The following is a 14972-nucleotide window of genomic DNA, read 5'->3' as shown; positions in this document are numbered from 1 at the left end:
GGCACCGCCGTAGCGGTGCCGGTTCCACGTCAATCTTCCTCCGGCAGCCTGAGCTGGTCGTAGAGGTGCCAGGTCGCATGGCCCAGCACCGGAAGCGCGACGAAAAGCCCGAGAAAAAACGGCAGCATCGCCGCGAAGGTCACCAGCGCCAAGAACGCCCCCCAGGCCAGCATCGGCAGCGGATGGCGCTGCACGTAGTCAAAGGAGGTGATCATCGCCGTGACGAAATCCACGTCCCGGTCGAGCAGCAGCGGCAACGCCAGCACGGTGATCATGTAGATCAGCAGCGCAAAGCCTGCGCCCACAAGCGTTCCCACTGCCAGCATGGCCAGCCCGTTCGGCGTCAGGAAGACATCGAGGCTCGAGCTGACATTGGTCATCGGCGAAAGCCCGAGGAAGAGCGCAAAGATCATGTGCCCGAGGAAGAACCAGAACAGGAAGACGATCACGATCACCGCGCAGAGCGAGGGCAACTGGCGCTTCGACTGGCGCAGGATGACGCTGAAGACCTGCATCCACTCGAGCGGCTGGCCGCGTTCCAGCCGCCGCGAGACTTCGTAAAAGCCCACCGCCGCGAAGGGGCTGAACAGCGGGAAGCCGATCGCCGCCAGCACCAGCCAATAGCTTGTGCCGGTGGCCAGGGTCAGCCATGTCAGGAACAGTCCCGCCGCCACGTAGACCCCGCCGAAGACCAGCGCGAAACCGGGCGCGAAGATCAGATCGCTCAGTCCGAGTCGCAAGGCCGTTCTCAGCGTGGCAAAGCTCACCTCCGAGAACTCCGGCACCCCCGGCGGAGCCGCATCGTCGCTCATGACGGTTTCCATGGCGCCTCTCCCTCAAACCCCCTGCTGCCAAGGATTTAAGCCGAGATGTACGCCATGTGGCAAGTGGCTGAACGGTGGCGCCCCGGAGCGCCCCGGAGCGGCCTGCCGAAACGCGTCCTCGCTGCGGCCCGCTCAGTCCTCGCGCGCGTCGGCGCGGGACTTGCCCGAGACCTGCTGCGCCAGCGTCGCGCCCATGAAAGGATCGAGATCGCCGTCGAGAACGCCTTGCGTGTCCGAGGTCTCGTGGTTGGTGCGCAGGTCCTTGACCATCTGGTAGGGCTGCAGGACGTAGGAGCGGATCTGGTTGCCCCAGCCCGCCGAGCCCTTGTTCTCATGCGCCTCGTTGATCGCCGCGTTCCGCTTGTCGAGCTCCATCTGGTAGAGCCGCGACTTCAGGGCCTTCATCGCGATGTCGCGGTTCTGGTGCTGCGACTTCTCCGACGAGGTCACCACGATGCCCGTGGGATGGTGGGTGATCCGGACGGCCGAGTCGGTGGTGTTGACGTGCTGGCCGCCGGCGCCGGAGGAACGGTAAGTGTCGACGCGGATGTCGGCCGGGTTCACCTCGATCTCGATGTTGTCGTCAACCACCGGGTAGACCCAGACCGAGGCAAAGGAGGTCTCGCGCGTGCCCTTGCCGAAGGGCGAGATGCGCACCAACCTGTGCACGCCGCTCTCGGACTTCAGCCAGCCATAGGCGTTCTGGCCGGAGATCTTGTAGGCGCAGGACTTGATGCCCGCTTCGGCGCCCGCTTCTTCCGACTGCAACTCGACCTCGTAGCCGCGCTTTTCCGCCCAACGGACGTACATGCGCTGCAGCATCGCGGCCCAGTCGCAGGCCTCGGTGCCGCCGGCCCCGGCGTTGATCTCGAGGAAGGTGTCATTGGCATCCGCCTCGCCGTCGAGCAGCGCTTCGAGTTCCTTGGTGCCCGCGGTCTCGGCCAGCGCCTTCAGCGCCGCCTCGGCCTCGTTCACCACCTCGTCGTCCTCTTCCATCTCGCCGAGCTCGATGAGTTCGATCTGGTCGGCCAGCTCTTGCTTGATCGACTTGTAGGTGTCGATGGCATCCACCAGCTGCTGGCGCTCGCGCATCAGCTTCTGCGCGGCGGCTGGATCATCCCAGAGGTTCGGGTCTTCGACACGGGCGTTGAATTCCTCGAGCCGGAACTCCGCGGTTTCCCAGTCGAGCCGCTGCTCCAACAGGCCGAGGGACTTGCGGATTTTCTCGACGGTGTTCTGGGTCTCGGCGCGCATGCGGATGTTCCTGCGAATGGGACGTCTTGGTTCTGGGGGGACATAAACCAGCGCCGGGGTGCCTTCAAGCGTCGAGGCAGCGCACAGGTCCTGCCGCGCCCGGAATTGCCAGAGGCACCGGGCGCGCGCGATCCCAAGACCGCGGCAGCAGGCCTCAGCCCGTGGCCCCGCCCGCGTAGACCGTCAGCGTCGGAAGATCGGTGAGCGACGCGCCGATGAGCCGCATCGCCGGCAGCGAGATCCGGCTGCCACCCGAGGCAGGCCCCTCGATCGGCCGCAGCTCGACCTGCGCCGACTTACCGTTTGCCGGGTAGACCACTCTGCCCTTGGTGACGCTCGAAACCAGCGGTGTCTCGAGCCAGAACCCCGGATCGGTGGGATCCCCGAGCGAGGCGACGGTGCTCCCGAGATTGCGCTCGGCGGCCGCAGGCGCCGCCGCGGCGGCGCTGCGCTCCTCGGCGCTGGTGGTGTCGAACTGCTCCTCGGTCCGCGCATTGCTGGGCGGACGCAGAGTTGCCGAGGCGGCCGTGGGGGTTGTCGGCGCCGGTGTTGGCGCGGAGCTTTGCGGCGCCTGCTGCGCGCAGGCCGCCAGCAACGCCGGAAGAACAAGGGCGGGAAGGGTAAGGATCACTCTCATGTGTACGAAGCTAGGCCGCCCCCCTGCCTCTGGCAATCGCGCAGATGCTTGTCCCGGCAGGGTTTCGCGCATACATTCGTGTCATGACTTCGCCCATCACACCCCTCGTCGATCCGTTCCTGCGGCCGATCTCCTACCTGCGGGTCTCGGTCACTGACCGCTGCGACTTCCGCTGCGTTTATTGCATGTCCGAGAACATGAGCTTCCTGCCCAAGAAGGAGCTTCTGACGCTCGAGGAGCTGGACCGCCTCTGCTCGGCCTTCGTCGGCCTCGGGGTCGAAAAGCTGCGCATCACCGGCGGCGAGCCCTTGGTGCGACGCGAGATCATGACTTTCTTCAACGCCATGACTCGGCATCTCGAATCTGGCGCGTTGAAAGAGCTGACGCTGACAACCAACGGCTCGCAGCTCGAACGCTTCGCGCAGCCGCTCTGGGACGCGGGCGTGCGGCGGGTCAACGTCTCGCTCGACACGCTGGACGAAGGCAAATTCGCCGACATCACACGCTGGGGCCGCCTGCCACAGGTGTTGCGCGGCATCGACGCGGCGCAGAAGGTCGGCATGCGCGTCAAGCTCAACGCCGTCGCGCTGAAGGGCTTCAACGAAGACGAACTTTTCTCGATGACCGAATGGTGCGCTGCGCGCGGCATCGATCTGACCTGGATCGAGGTCATGCCGATGGGCGATATCGGCAACGAGGACCGGCTCGGCCAGTACTGGAAACTCTCGGACGTGCGCGCCAAGCTTTCAGAGCAGTACACGCTCACCGACCTGCCCGAGAGCACCGGCGGCCCGGCCCGCTACGTGCGGCTTGAAGAGACCGGCCAGAAGATCGGCTTCATCACCCCGCTGACCCACAACTTCTGCGAAAGCTGCAACAGGGTTCGGCTGACCTGCACCGGCGAGCTCTTCATGTGCCTCGGTCAGGAAGACAACGCCGATCTGCGCGCGCCGCTGCGCAACCACCCCGACACCGACGCTCCGCTCGAAGAGGCGATCCGCGCGGCGATCCTGCGCAAGCCCAAGGGGCATGATTTCGACTATTCCCGGCAATCGGTGGACGGCCGCGTGTCGCGCCACATGAGCCACACCGGCGGCTGATCCCGCGCGCGCAGGGGGCGCTGCCCCCTTGCCGCTCTGCAGCTCACCCCTGCGTATTTTCAAAAAAGAAGAGCCGGTCGTGAAGACGCCCGCCACGGATAAACCGGGCGGGCGTTTTCGTTTTTCGTTTAGGGTCAGGCCGCCGCGGATCAGTTGCCTTGCAACAGCGGGGTGATGCGGCGCACCGCGGCGCGGCGGTTCTCGCGCTCGTCACCCGACGTCTGCACCGCGAGATCGCTCTCGCCGTACCCCTGAAGCACCATGTTGGCAGCCGGAACCTTGAAGTACTCGGTCAGCGCCAGGGCCACGGATTCCGCGCGACGGTCCGAAAGGGCAAGGTTGTAGCTCGCCGGGCCGGTGGCATCGGTATGGCCCTCGATCAGGAAGACCTCCGAGGGGTTCTGCTCGATCATCCGCTTCATCGCATTGCCAAGCGCGGCCAGCTCTTCTGCCTCACCCGGGCGGATCGCCGCGGAGTTGGTCTGGAAGGTCACCGTGTCCACCGAGATCTCGGGGACGAGATGACGCACACGGTCGATGTTGCGGATCTGGTTGAGCGAGAAGGCCCGGTTCACGCCTTCGGCCTCGCGCGAGGCCAGCGCGGCGGCAAGGTCCTCGCCCTCCAGGTCACGGAAGTTCAGGCGCTGGGTCCGGGCCTGCGGCAACTCGCTGACAACCACCTGCTGCGCGCTTTGCGTGTCGTCAAAGAGCACGACCTGCTGACCGTCCGGCAGGATGCGCGCACGGCGCAGCACGCGGCCATCGGCGGTCTTGATCGTCTCGACCGAAGTGCCGTCGCCATAGGCGACAACGGTGCGGGTCGAGCCGTCGTTGTAGCGGTAGGTCTTCACGTCCGAGCCGGGCTGGCGCAGCAGCACGTCGTCGTTGCGCAGCACGCGGTACTGGCCGTCCTGCTCGACCACGACGCGGTCGCCGGTGTTCTGCACAACCTGCGCGCCATCATCGAGGATCTGGCTCAGCGCGAAGGTGCCCAGACCGACGAGCGCAGCCTTCTCGAAGTTGCTGAGGCCGTCTTCGTCGTCGTCTTTCTTCTTGGCCTTGGCGCTTTCCTCGGCCTGCTGCTCGGGCTCTGCCTGCGTGCGCAGGTCGGTGGCGAAATCCTCGTCAGAGGCGCGCACGTCGGCCTCGGTCAGGGTTTCCTCGACCAGTTCGGCATCCTCCGGGGTTTCCTCGGACGACGCGGCGGCCGCCGCGGTCTGCGCCTGCTCTTCCTCGCGGGCGACGGCCTCGGCCTGCTGCTCGTCGCTCGGCGCCTCGGGCTCGGCTTCGGTGGTCTGCGGCTCGGTCTCGGCGTCGGGCGTGGCCGCCTGTTGCTCGGCCTCCGCCTCGGCTGCGGAGGGCTCCGCAGCGGCATCGCCGGTGGCGGCCTCCTCAACGGGTGCGTCCGGCGTCACGGTCGCGTCGCCCTGGGCTGCCTGCTCTGCCTCGAGCGCCTGCTTCAGCTCGTCTGCGCCTTCGGCCTCCTCCGGCGTCGCCTCGGCTTCGGCGGTGGTGTCCGTCGCAGCATCAGCCTCGGGGGCCTCGGTCGGGGCGGCGGTCGCCTCGGCGTCTGCCGATTGTTCAGCCTCGAGGGCTTTTTTCAGCTCGTCCGAGCTTTCTGCCGTGGCAGGTTCCGACGGGGACTCAGCGGTTGCCTCGGCTTTCGGCTCCGAAGTCGCTTCGCCCTGGGCTGCCTGCTCCGCCTCGAGCGCCTGCTTCAGCTCGTCCGAACCCTCGGTCTCGGCGGCTTGCGGCTCGGTTTCAGCTGCGGGTGCTGCGGCGGAGTCGCTGGTCTTTGCCTGCGCGGCCTCCGGGGCCGGCGCCTCTTCGGCGCTCAGGGTCTCGGCTTCGGCCTTGGGCGCGGGTGCCTCGGCCTGCTGCTCAGTCTGCTGCTCAGTCTCAGTCTGGGCTTTCTCGGGCTCTGCCTGCGCTGCGTCGGCGGGGGCTCGCTCGGGCTCCGCCTGCGCTGCGGCGGCGGGGGCTTCCTCGGTGGGGGCGCTGGTCTCGACGCTCGCTTCGGGAGTCTCGATCGCGCCGTTGGTCTCGGCTTCAGCTTCGACGCCGGCCTTCACATCTGCCTCGGCAGAGGGTGTCTCGGCGGAAGCTCCGGTCTCGGCGGCGACCTCACCCTCCTTGATGCCGGCCTCCTTATTGCCAGCCTCCTCGCCCTTGGCCTTGGGCTCTGCGTCCTGGCAAGCCTTGGCGTCGGGCGTCTGCGCACAATCGACCTCGGCCAGCTGGCTTTGGGCCGCCACGGGCATGGCGAGGCTCGCGGCGAGCGCGAGGATGGTCGTCGATTTCAGAAGACCTCTGGTCATTCGTTACGTCCTTCTCCTGTTCCGCAAAGCGCGGCGTGGGAAGGCAACGAAAGTGCCGGGAAAAAGTTCATTTAATCTGCATAATAAACAAGCGGAAAAATGCTTGCGCCGCGCTAGTCCCCTTGCAACAGCGCCATGAGACGCGCCTTCTCGCCGCTGTCGCGCGCGCTGGAGATCACCGCTGCCAAATCCTCCAGCGAGGCAATGCTGTGCCCCGCGCGGAAGCTGTCCACATGCGGCAGCATGGCGCGAATCCCGGTGGCCCTTGGCGCGAAACCGTCCCAGCGCAGCAGCGGGTTTAGCCAGATGAGGCGACGCGCCGACAGCTGCAGGCGCTGAACCTCACGCGCGAGCAGCCCCGCGTCGTCACGGTCGAGCCCGTCGGTGATCAGCAGCACCACCGCGCCCTGCCCCATGACACGCCGGCTCCAGTCGCGGTTGAAGGCGTGCAGGCACTGACCGATGCGGGTTCCTCCCTCCCAGTCCTGCGCCTCGGCCCCGGCCGCCCTGAGCGCGGCATCGACGTCACGGGTGGCAAGATGGCGGGTGATGTTGGTGAGCCGCGTGCCGAAGGTGAAAGCATGTACCTTGGCCCAGCCCGCGCCGCGGCGGTTGGCCACCGCGTGCAGGAAATGCAGCACCATCCGCGAATACTGGCTCATCGAGCCGGAGATATCGCAGAGCACGACCAGATTGGGCCATTTCTCGCGCGGCTCGAGATGCGCGAGGGACCGGATTTCGCCGCCCTGCTTCATCGCCGCGCGCAGTGTGCGCCGCCGGTCGAGCCGGCGGCCCAGCACCGAAGCCTTTCCGCGTCGCGACGGCAAGGGTTTCACCGGCAGTTCGAGCCGGGCCAGCATGCGTTTCGCCTCGGCGATCTCTTCGAGCGACATCTGCTCGAAGTCGAGGGACTTGAGCCGTTCCTCGCGCGAGACGGTGAAGGAGGCGTCGACCTCGATCTTCGTCGCCTCCTCCTCCTGCTCGGAGACGGGGATCTCGGGCATCTGGTCACCAAGCAACGCCTGCGCGGCGCGCTTCTCGGCGGACTGCGCCAGCTTTTCTTCCTGAACGCCGCGGATGGCAGGCAGCATCATCGACATCATGTGCTCGAGGTAGCGCGGGTCGCGCCAGTAGAGCCTGAAGACCTGCGCGAAGAGCAGCCGCTGCTCGGGGCGCGAAACGAAGCAGGCGTGCAACGTCCAGTAAAAATCCATCCGGTCGGTAAAGCCCGCGGCCTCTACCGCGCGCACCGCGTCGACCACCCGCCCCGGTCCCACCGGCAACCCGGCGCGGCGCAGGGCGCGGGCGAAATGCAGGATGTTCTGCGCGAGCCGCGGATGCTCGGGGAGCGTGAGGGGGATCTGCTCGGCCATCACGGATGCCGCGCGTCTGGCGGGCGTGGCCTTAGGGGCCGCCTCCGGCAGGCATCAGACCACCGGCGGCTCTGCCCCGCGACCCCGGGGATATTGGGTCCTGAAAAACACATCAGGCGGGCTCGAGGGAGGCTTTCGCCTCGTCGAGCAGGCGCTTGGCCTCGCTGCCCTGAATCCTGGCGATGTCGTCCTGGTATTTCAGGATTGCGCCGAGCGTGTCCGAGATCACCTCGGGCGAGAGGTCGATCACGTCGAGCGCCAGCAGGCACTTGGCCCAGTCGATGGTCTCGGCGACGCCGGGCTTCTTGAAAAGATCCTCGGTGCGCAGCCGCTGCACGAAGGCGACGATCTGACGCGACAGCGCCTCGGCCACCTCTGGCGCGCGGGCGTGCAGGATTTCAAGCTCGCGGGGAAAGTCGGGATAGTCGACCCAGTGGTAGAGGCAGCGGCGCTTCAGCGCGTCATGCACCTCGCGCGTGCGGTTCGAGGTGAGGATGACCGTCGGCGGCTCGGGCGCGGTGATCGTGCCGAGTTCGGGGATGGTCACCTGGAAGTCGCTCAGCGCTTCGAGCAGGAAGGCCTCGAAGGGCTCGTCGGTGCGGTCGAGTTCGTCGATCAGCAGGATCGGTGCGCCGTTCTCGTCCGGGCGCATGGCCTGCAGCAGCGGACGCTCGATCAGGTAGTCGGGGCCGAAAAGGTCGTGTTGCAACTGGCCGCGATCGGCCTCACCGGCCGCCTCGGCGGCGCGGATGGCGATCATCTGGGCAGCGAAGTTCCACTCGTAGACCGCCGAGCCCGCGTCCAGCCCCTCGTAGCATTGCAGGCGAATGAGACGGCGCCCGGTGGCGAGGCTCAGCGCCTTGGCGATCTCAGTCTTGCCGACGCCCGCCTCTCCCTCGAGGAACAGCGGCCGCCCGAGCCGAAGCGCCAGGAACAGCACCGTGGCGAGCGGGCGCGGACAGACATAGCCGGTGCGCGACAGAAGCTCCTGCACCGCGTCGATCGAACTGGGGTCTTGCATGTGGGTCTCCTCCTGCTTTGATTGCTGCCCGGCAGTAGTCCGCTGGTCAAGGGAGATGCGCAGGTTCCCCGCAGCGGGTGCCCGGCGCTTTGCCACGCTCAACCATGACGCGCTGCATGCGCTCGACAGCCACCTCGCGGCGGATCCGGTGCGCGCCGGGCTGCCCGCCGCCGCGGTGCGCGGGCGCAAGGCGCGCTTTGCCGCGCTCATGGGAGAGGAGCCCTATCGCGCGCTCATGGGGCGGCGGCTGGTGACCCCGCCCTCGCGCCCGTTGAAGCCAGAACTGGCGCGCGCCCTTAGTCGCCGCCGCGACCCGCGCCCGGCAAGCAGGCAAGGCCCGGGATTTCGTGCAACCATCTCCCTCACCGTGATTTTTCTTGCCGCCTCACCACCGCCGTATTACCCCTAAAGCCACATATTTCCGCCCCATTCCGCTCCCAGTCTGGCAACATCCGAGAGCGGTGCTACCGTGGGGGAAAACAGCCGCCCCAGCACGGGCCCGACCGGACGCGACAGGACAATGGCAGGTATCATGAAGGACAACACGGATCAGCTCAGGCACGAGATCGTCTCCGACGACGAGCTCGATCTCACCGATGTTGACCTCAGCATGCACAGCGGCTGCAACTGGATCGCGGCCATCTCCGAGATCGGCGAGCAGCACGGGTTCGCCGAACCGCTGGGCAAGCGGCACCATGCGGTCTTCGTCGAGGATGGCGACACCCTTCTGGTGAGCTTTGAGTCGATGCCCGGGATCTCGTCCTATAGCCAGACCGCCACCCCGCTCGGCTGGGAGATGCAGGCGATCGAGGGCTGGTCGAGCCTTTCGCTGATCTGCACCGCCGACACCTGGTTCCGCGACGCCGAGGTGATCCGCTTCTTCGACCAGCTTCTGGACGATGGCTTCTTCGACGCCTTCGAGAAGGTGATCTTCTACGGCGCCGGCCCCTGCGGCTATGCCGCCGCCGCCTATTCTGTCGCCGCACCCGGTGCGCGGGTGGTGTTGCTTCAGCCGCAGGCAACGCTCGATCCACGGATCGCGGAATGGGACGACCGTTTTCCCGAGATGCGCCGCGTCGATTTCGCCTCGCGCTTCGGCTACGCGCCCGACATGATCGACGCCGCGCAGGCGGCCTATGTGCTCTACGACCCGCAGGAGCGGATGGACGCCATGCATGCCGCGCTGTTCGAGCGGCGCAACGTGAGCCGGTTCCGCCTGCCCTACATGGGCGACGCGCTACAAGGCGACCTGCTGGAGCTCGACCTCGTGCACCCGATCCTCGCAGCCGCCGCCGACGACCGGCTGGACCGTGCCGAGATGGCCCGGCTGCTGCGCGCGCGGCGCAACCATACCCCCTATCTGCGGCGGCTGCTGTCGCGGCTCGACGTCGAAAACCGGCCCTTGCTGGCCGAATGGCTCTGCGCCAATGTCACCGCCCGGCTGAACGCGCCGCGCTTCCGCCGCCGTCTCGACGCGCTGCGCGTCGAAGGTGAGGCGCGCGAGGGCTGAGCCGGGCCAGCCGCGCCGCGTGCGAGGCAGCGCAGCGCGTCCTCAGCGCACCAGCGAGCCGACCCGCGACACCTGGCCGCCGCCGACCGGCGCGGCCACACCCGTGGTCGAGGGCCCCGAGGTCGGCCAGCCCTGCGCCACGCGCACGGCAAGGAATCCGAACGCCTGCGCCTCGAGCATGTCGCCGTCGAGCCCGGCCTCTTCGACCGGCACCACCGGGCAGTCAAGCCCGGCCTGCAACATCGCCATCATCACCGGGTTGTGTCGCCCGCCGCCGGTGACCAGCAGCCTCTCGGGCGGGATCGGGCAATGCTCCATGCCCTGCATCACCGCAGCAGCGGCCATGGCGGTCATCGTGGCGGCGGCATCGGGGTCGGAAAGCTCGCGCACGAGGTCCAGCATCAGCGAGAAATCATCCCGATCGAGGGATTTCGGCGGCATGCGGCGGAAGAAGCCCTCTTCGAGGAAAAGCTCCAAAGCCCCGTCGACCACCTGGCCCCGCGCCGCCAGCGCGCCGTCGCGATCGCAGTCGAGACCGAGCCGCTCTCCCACCAGATCGTTGATCGGCGCATTGGCGGGCCCGGTGTCGAAGGCCAGCAGCGCGCCGGGCGCCTCGGGCGCAGGTTTGCGCGGGTCCACCCAGGTGAGGTTGCCGACCCCGCCGAGGTTGAGGAAGGCCACGGGCGCCTCGGCCCCCATCTTCCGCGCGCAGGCGAAATGATAGAAGGGCGCCAAGGGTGCGCCCTCGCCCCCGAGAGCCACGTCGGCGGAGCGGAAATCCCAGACCACGTCGCGCCCGAGCGCCTCGGCCAGCGCCGCGCCGTCCCCAAGCTGATGCGTGCCGCGACCGTGTGGCTCATGCGCCAGCGTCTGGCCGTGAAAGCCCACCAGTTCGGCCTCGGGGAACTCGGCGAGCAGCTCGGCATGGGCGCGCTGCACGACCTTGAGCGCCTCTTGGAGGCCCGGCGTTTTGCCGTCATCGGGCCAGCGCCCCAGCGCGGCCTTGAGCACCCGGCGCTCGGCCTCGGTATAGGGCCGGTAGCCAGAGCGCCCGAATTCGTTGATCTCTGCCCCGTCGGTGCGGATCAGCGCCGCGTCCACCCCGTCGAGAGAGGTTCCCGACATACACCCCAGTGCCCAAACGGAGCGTGCACCCAACTTGCCCTTCACCTTCGCCTTCCCCGCGCTTATAGGAACTTTCGGACTATAAGAGGGATCCACGATGACCTACCATCCCAAATCGGACTTCATGCGCGTCATGATCGAGCGCGGCTACCTTGCCGATTGCACCGATTATCAGGGCCTCGACGAGGCGCTGTGCAAGGGCGTGGTCACCGCCTATATCGGCTATGACGCGACGGCGAAGTCGCTGCACGTGGGTCACCTGCTCAACATCATGATGCTGCGCTGGCTGCAGAAGACCGGCCACAAGCCGATCACCCTGATGGGCGGCGGCACCACCAAGGTGGGCGACCCCTCGTTCCGCTCGGACGAGCGCCCGCTGCTCGGGCCGGAGCAGATCGACGCCAACATCGCGGGCATGAAGCAGGTCTTTGCCAAGTACCTCAGCTATGGCGGCGAAGAGACCGATGCGCTGATGCTCAACAACGCCGAGTGGCTCGACGGGCTCAACTACCTCGAGTTCCTGCGCGACATCGGGCGGCACTTCTCGGTGAACCGGATGCTCTCGTTTGAATCGGTAAAATCGCGCCTCGACCGCGAGCAGTCGCTGTCGTTCCTCGAGTTCAACTACATGATCCTTCAGGCCTATGACTTCCTCGAGCTGAACCGCCGCTACGGCTGCGTGCTGCAGATGGGCGGCTCGGACCAGTGGGGCAACATCGTCAACGGCATCGATCTGACCCGCCGCGTGCTCGACCACGAGATCTACGGGCTCACCTCGCCGCTGCTGACCACCTCGGACGGCCGCAAGATGGGCAAGAGCCAGGGCGGCGCCATGTGGCTCAACGCCGACATGCTGAGCCCCTACGAGTTCTGGCAGTTCTGGCGCAACACCACCGACGCCGACACCGGCCGGTTCCTGAAGCTCTACACCGAACTGCCGGTCGAGGAATGCGAGCGGCTCGGATCGCTGCAGGGCTCCGAGATCAACGAGGCGAAGATCATCCTCGCCAACGAGGTCACCACGCTCTGCCACGGCGCCGAGGCGGCTGCGGCGGCCGAGGCGACCGCGCGCGAGGTCTTCGAGAAGGGCGGCGTGGGCGACGATCTGCCGACGCTGGAGCTGACCGCAGACGAGATCGGAGAGGGCATCTCCATCGTGCAGGTGATCGTCCGCGCGGGTCTCGCCAAGTCGGGCAAGGAAGCCAAGCGGCTGATCACGGAGAACGGCGCGCGGCTCGACGACCAGCCGCTGACCGACGCCGGTCTGATGCTCGACGCCGCCGCGCTCTCTGCGCCGGTGAAGCTTTCGGCGGGCAAGAAGCGCCACGCGCTGGTGAAATTGGGCTAAGGCCTTCAGAGCCGAGTCTCGGAGGGGCGGTGCCGGAGGGTGCCGCCCTTTCTGCGTCCGGCGCGCCGAGCCACACGCGCCGGACGCGCACGCGCTCGCCCGGCAACTTCGGGCCGTCTTGGCCCCGGCACGACGCCGCCACCGCACAGCCTGCCGCTTTCGGACATGTCGCCGCCGTCCCGCGCGCGCATCCTGAGCCCATGACCGAGCCCCACGCCCCCCTCGTCGTCTTCATGCCCTCCGGCAAGCGCGGCCGCGTGCCCGTCGGAACGCCGGTGCTCGAGGCGGCTCGGCGGCTCGGCGTTGATCTCGACTCGGTCTGCGGCGGGCGTGGGATCTGCTCGCGCTGCCAGATCGCCCCCGCTTTCGGTCAGTTCGCCAAGCATGGCATCACCTCCACCGAGACCGCGCTCTCCGACTGGAACGCAACCGAGGCCCGCTACGCCGAGAAACGCGGCCTTGCCCCCGGACGGCGGCTCGGCTGCCAGGCGCGGATCCTTTCGGACGTGGTGATCGACGTGCCCCCCGAGAGCCAGCTACACCGGCAGGTCATTCGCAAGGACGCCGAGGCCCGCCCGGTCGAAATGGACCCGGCGCTGCGCCTCTGTCTCGTCGAGGTCGCGCCACCGGACATGCATGCGCCGTCGGGCGATCTCGAACGGCTCACCGAGGCGCTGCGCGCGCAATGGGACATAGAGGGTGCCACGATAGAGCCTGCGCTGCTCGCCAGCCTGCAGACCACCCTGCGCGAGGGCAACTGGACCGTCACCGCCGCGCTGCACCGGAGCTCCGCCGAGACCGCGCCGCGCATCACCGCGCTCTGGCCGGGGCTGCTGGAGGGCGATCTGCTCGGGCTGGCCATCGACCTTGGCTCGACCACCATCGCCGCACATCTCGTCTCGCTGCGCAGCGGCGATGTCCTCGCCTCTGCCGGAACAATGAACCCGCAGATCCGCTTTGGCGAGGATCTCATGTCACGCGTCTCCTACGCGATGATGAACCCCGGCGGCGCGGCCGAAATGACCGCCGCCGTGCGCGCCGGGCTGAACTCCCTGGTGCAGGACATCGCCGCCAAAGCAGACATCGAGACGGGCCGGATCCTTGATCTGACCCTCGTCGGGAACCCGGTAATGCACCACCTGCTGCTCGGCCTCGACCCGGTGGAGCTGGGACAGGCCCCTTTTGCGCTGGCCACTTCCTCGGCGCAGAACCTGCCGGCGCGCGACCTCGGTCTCACCGCTCTGCCGCCCGGCGCGCAAGCCTACCTGCTGCCGCTCATCGCCGGCCACGTGGGCGCCGATGCCGCCGCCGTCGCGCTCTCGGCGGCGCCCGACCGGTCCGAAGATCTGGTGCTCACCGTCGACGTCGGCACCAACGCCGAGATCCTTCTCGGCAACAGGCAGCGGGTGCTCGCCTGCTCCTCGCCCACCGGACCCGCGTTCGAAGGCGCGCAGATCAGCTCCGGCCAGCGCGCCGCCCCGGGCGCCATCGAGGCGATCCGCATCGACCCCGACACCAAGGAGCCGCTCTTCCGGGTCATCGGCTGCGACCTGTGGTCCGACGCGCCGGGCTTTGCCGAGGCCACCGCGCGCAGCGGCGTCACCGGGCTTTGCGGCTCGGGCATCATCGAGGCGGTGGCGGAAATGCGCATGGCCGGGCTGGTGGACGCGGGGGGGCTCATCGGCTCGGCGCAGCAGACCGGCACCCCGCGCATGCTCCCCGAAGGCCGCACGCATGCCTATCTCATCCACGAAGGCAGCGCCGCGGGAGGCCCCGTGATCACCGTCACCCAGGCCGACATCCGCGCCATCCAGCTGGCGAAAGCCGCGCTTTACGCGGGTGCGCGGCTGCTGATGGACGAAATGGGCGTGGACAAGGTCGACAGGGTCGTGCTGGCCGGGGCCTTCGGTGCGCATATCTCGCCGCGGCACGCGCTGGTGCTGGGGATGATCCCCGACGTGCCGCTGGCGCGCGTCACCTCGGCAGGCAATGCCGCCGGCACGGGCGCGCGCATCGCGCTCTGCAGCCTCGCGGCCCGGCGCCGTATCGAAGTGCTTGTGCGGCAGATCACCAAGGTCGAAACCGCCATCGAACCGCGCTTCCAGGAGCATTTCGTTGCCGCGAGCGCGATCCCCCATGCCAGCGCTCCCTTCGCCGAGACTCGCCGCGCCACGCCCCTGCCCGAGCCATCGTTCAACACCGAGGGCCCCCGCCGCAGGCGGCGCTAGACGACGGCCGAGAGCGCGGCACGTCGGCCAGCCGCAGCAGCGCGCGGCCGCCAGCTTGCTGTTGCCAGCCCCGCGCCGCCGGACCGCGAGAAATCTGCGCCGCGCCCGCTTGACGCGCCCGCGTCGCCCGCGTAGATCAGCCTTCAGAGCGCGGGTATGATGTAATGGTAGCCTGTCAGCTTCCCAAGCTGAACGCGCGGGTTCGATTCCCGCTACCCGCTCCAACTCCTCCGA

12 protein-coding genes and 1 tRNA gene are annotated in these 14972 nt (G+C 67.9%); 6 read left to right on the top strand and 7 right to left on the bottom strand.

The features are described from left to right. Window positions 1-29: 29 nt before the first annotated feature. From CEW88_RS06725 to CEW88_RS06715, 3 genes are all read right to left on the bottom strand, one after another. Entirely contained in the window at window positions 30-824 is a 795-nt protein-coding gene (locus tag CEW88_RS06725; protein ID WP_108965291.1) for a DUF2189 domain-containing protein, read from the bottom strand. A 132-nt stretch (window positions 825-956) separates the two neighbouring features. Further along, entirely contained in the window at window positions 957-2078 is a 1122-nt protein-coding gene (gene prfB, locus CEW88_RS06720) for a peptide chain release factor 2 (protein ID WP_108965289.1), read from the bottom strand. Window positions 2079-2232: 154 nt separating this feature from the next. Continuing rightward, entirely contained in the window at window positions 2233-2715 is a 483-nt protein-coding gene (locus tag CEW88_RS06715) for a hypothetical protein (protein WP_108965287.1), read from the bottom strand. A gap of 83 nt (window positions 2716-2798) precedes the next feature. Between CEW88_RS06715 and moaA the strand changes: the two genes are divergently transcribed. Further along, on the top strand, window positions 2799-3815 hold the full coding sequence (gene moaA / locus CEW88_RS06710; RefSeq protein WP_108965285.1) for a GTP 3',8-cyclase MoaA: 1017 nt from the start codon (window positions 2799-2801) through the stop codon (window positions 3813-3815). 149 nt (window positions 3816-3964) lie between these two features. Here the strand turns inward: moaA and CEW88_RS06705 are convergent, their stop codons facing one another. The 3 genes from CEW88_RS06705 to CEW88_RS06695 form a co-directional block, all read right to left on the bottom strand. Further along, a complete protein-coding gene (locus CEW88_RS06705; protein WP_108965283.1) occupies window positions 3965-6133 on the bottom strand; it encodes an OmpA family protein in 2169 nt (722 codons plus the stop codon). Between the two features lie 113 nt (window positions 6134-6246). Continuing rightward, window positions 6247-7506, bottom strand: coding sequence for a vWA domain-containing protein (locus CEW88_RS06700; protein ID WP_108965281.1), 1260 nt, complete (start codon window positions 7504-7506; stop codon window positions 6247-6249). A gap of 112 nt (window positions 7507-7618) precedes the next feature. Then, window positions 7619-8527 (bottom strand): AAA family ATPase, encoded by a 909-nt coding sequence (locus tag CEW88_RS06695; RefSeq protein WP_108965279.1) that lies wholly within the window; start codon window positions 8525-8527, stop codon window positions 7619-7621. Between the two features lie 55 nt (window positions 8528-8582). Between CEW88_RS06695 and CEW88_RS06690 the strand changes: the two genes are divergently transcribed. Beyond that, complete coding sequence (locus CEW88_RS06690; protein WP_193989017.1) at window positions 8583-8936, top strand: hypothetical protein; 354 nt, start codon at window positions 8583-8585, stop codon at window positions 8934-8936. 123 nt (window positions 8937-9059) lie between these two features. Beyond that, window positions 9060-10037 (top strand): phosphoadenosine phosphosulfate reductase, encoded by a 978-nt coding sequence (locus tag CEW88_RS06685; protein WP_438839462.1) that lies wholly within the window; start codon window positions 9060-9062, stop codon window positions 10035-10037. Between the two features lie 42 nt (window positions 10038-10079). Here CEW88_RS06685 and CEW88_RS06680 read toward each other — a convergent pair whose 3' ends face one another. Continuing rightward, window positions 10080-11162, bottom strand: a complete 1083-nt coding sequence (locus CEW88_RS06680) for an anhydro-N-acetylmuramic acid kinase (RefSeq protein WP_254694363.1) — start codon at window positions 11160-11162, stop codon at window positions 10080-10082. Between the two features lie 97 nt (window positions 11163-11259). Here CEW88_RS06680 and tyrS point away from each other — a divergent pair, with 97 nt between their 5' ends. From tyrS to CEW88_RS06665, 3 genes are all read left to right on the top strand, one after another. Next, entirely contained in the window at window positions 11260-12510 is a 1251-nt protein-coding gene (tyrS, locus tag CEW88_RS06675; protein WP_108965275.1) for a tyrosine--tRNA ligase, read from the top strand. Window positions 12511-12710: 200 nt separating this feature from the next. Further along, complete coding sequence (locus CEW88_RS06670; RefSeq protein ID WP_108965273.1) at window positions 12711-14738, top strand: ASKHA domain-containing protein; 2028 nt, start codon at window positions 12711-12713, stop codon at window positions 14736-14738. A 150-nt stretch (window positions 14739-14888) separates the two neighbouring features. Then, window positions 14889-14962: transfer RNA gene (locus CEW88_RS06665), tRNA-Gly, on the top strand. Window positions 14963-14972 lie beyond the last annotated feature (10 nt).

It is taken from the genome of Alloyangia pacifica (assembly GCF_003111685.1).
GTDB classification, from domain to species: Bacteria; Pseudomonadota; Alphaproteobacteria; order Rhodobacterales; family Rhodobacteraceae; genus Salipiger; species Salipiger pacificus_A.
Note: the sequence above shows the minus strand (reverse complement) of the source record. Positions and strands in the feature narration are given on the sequence as shown.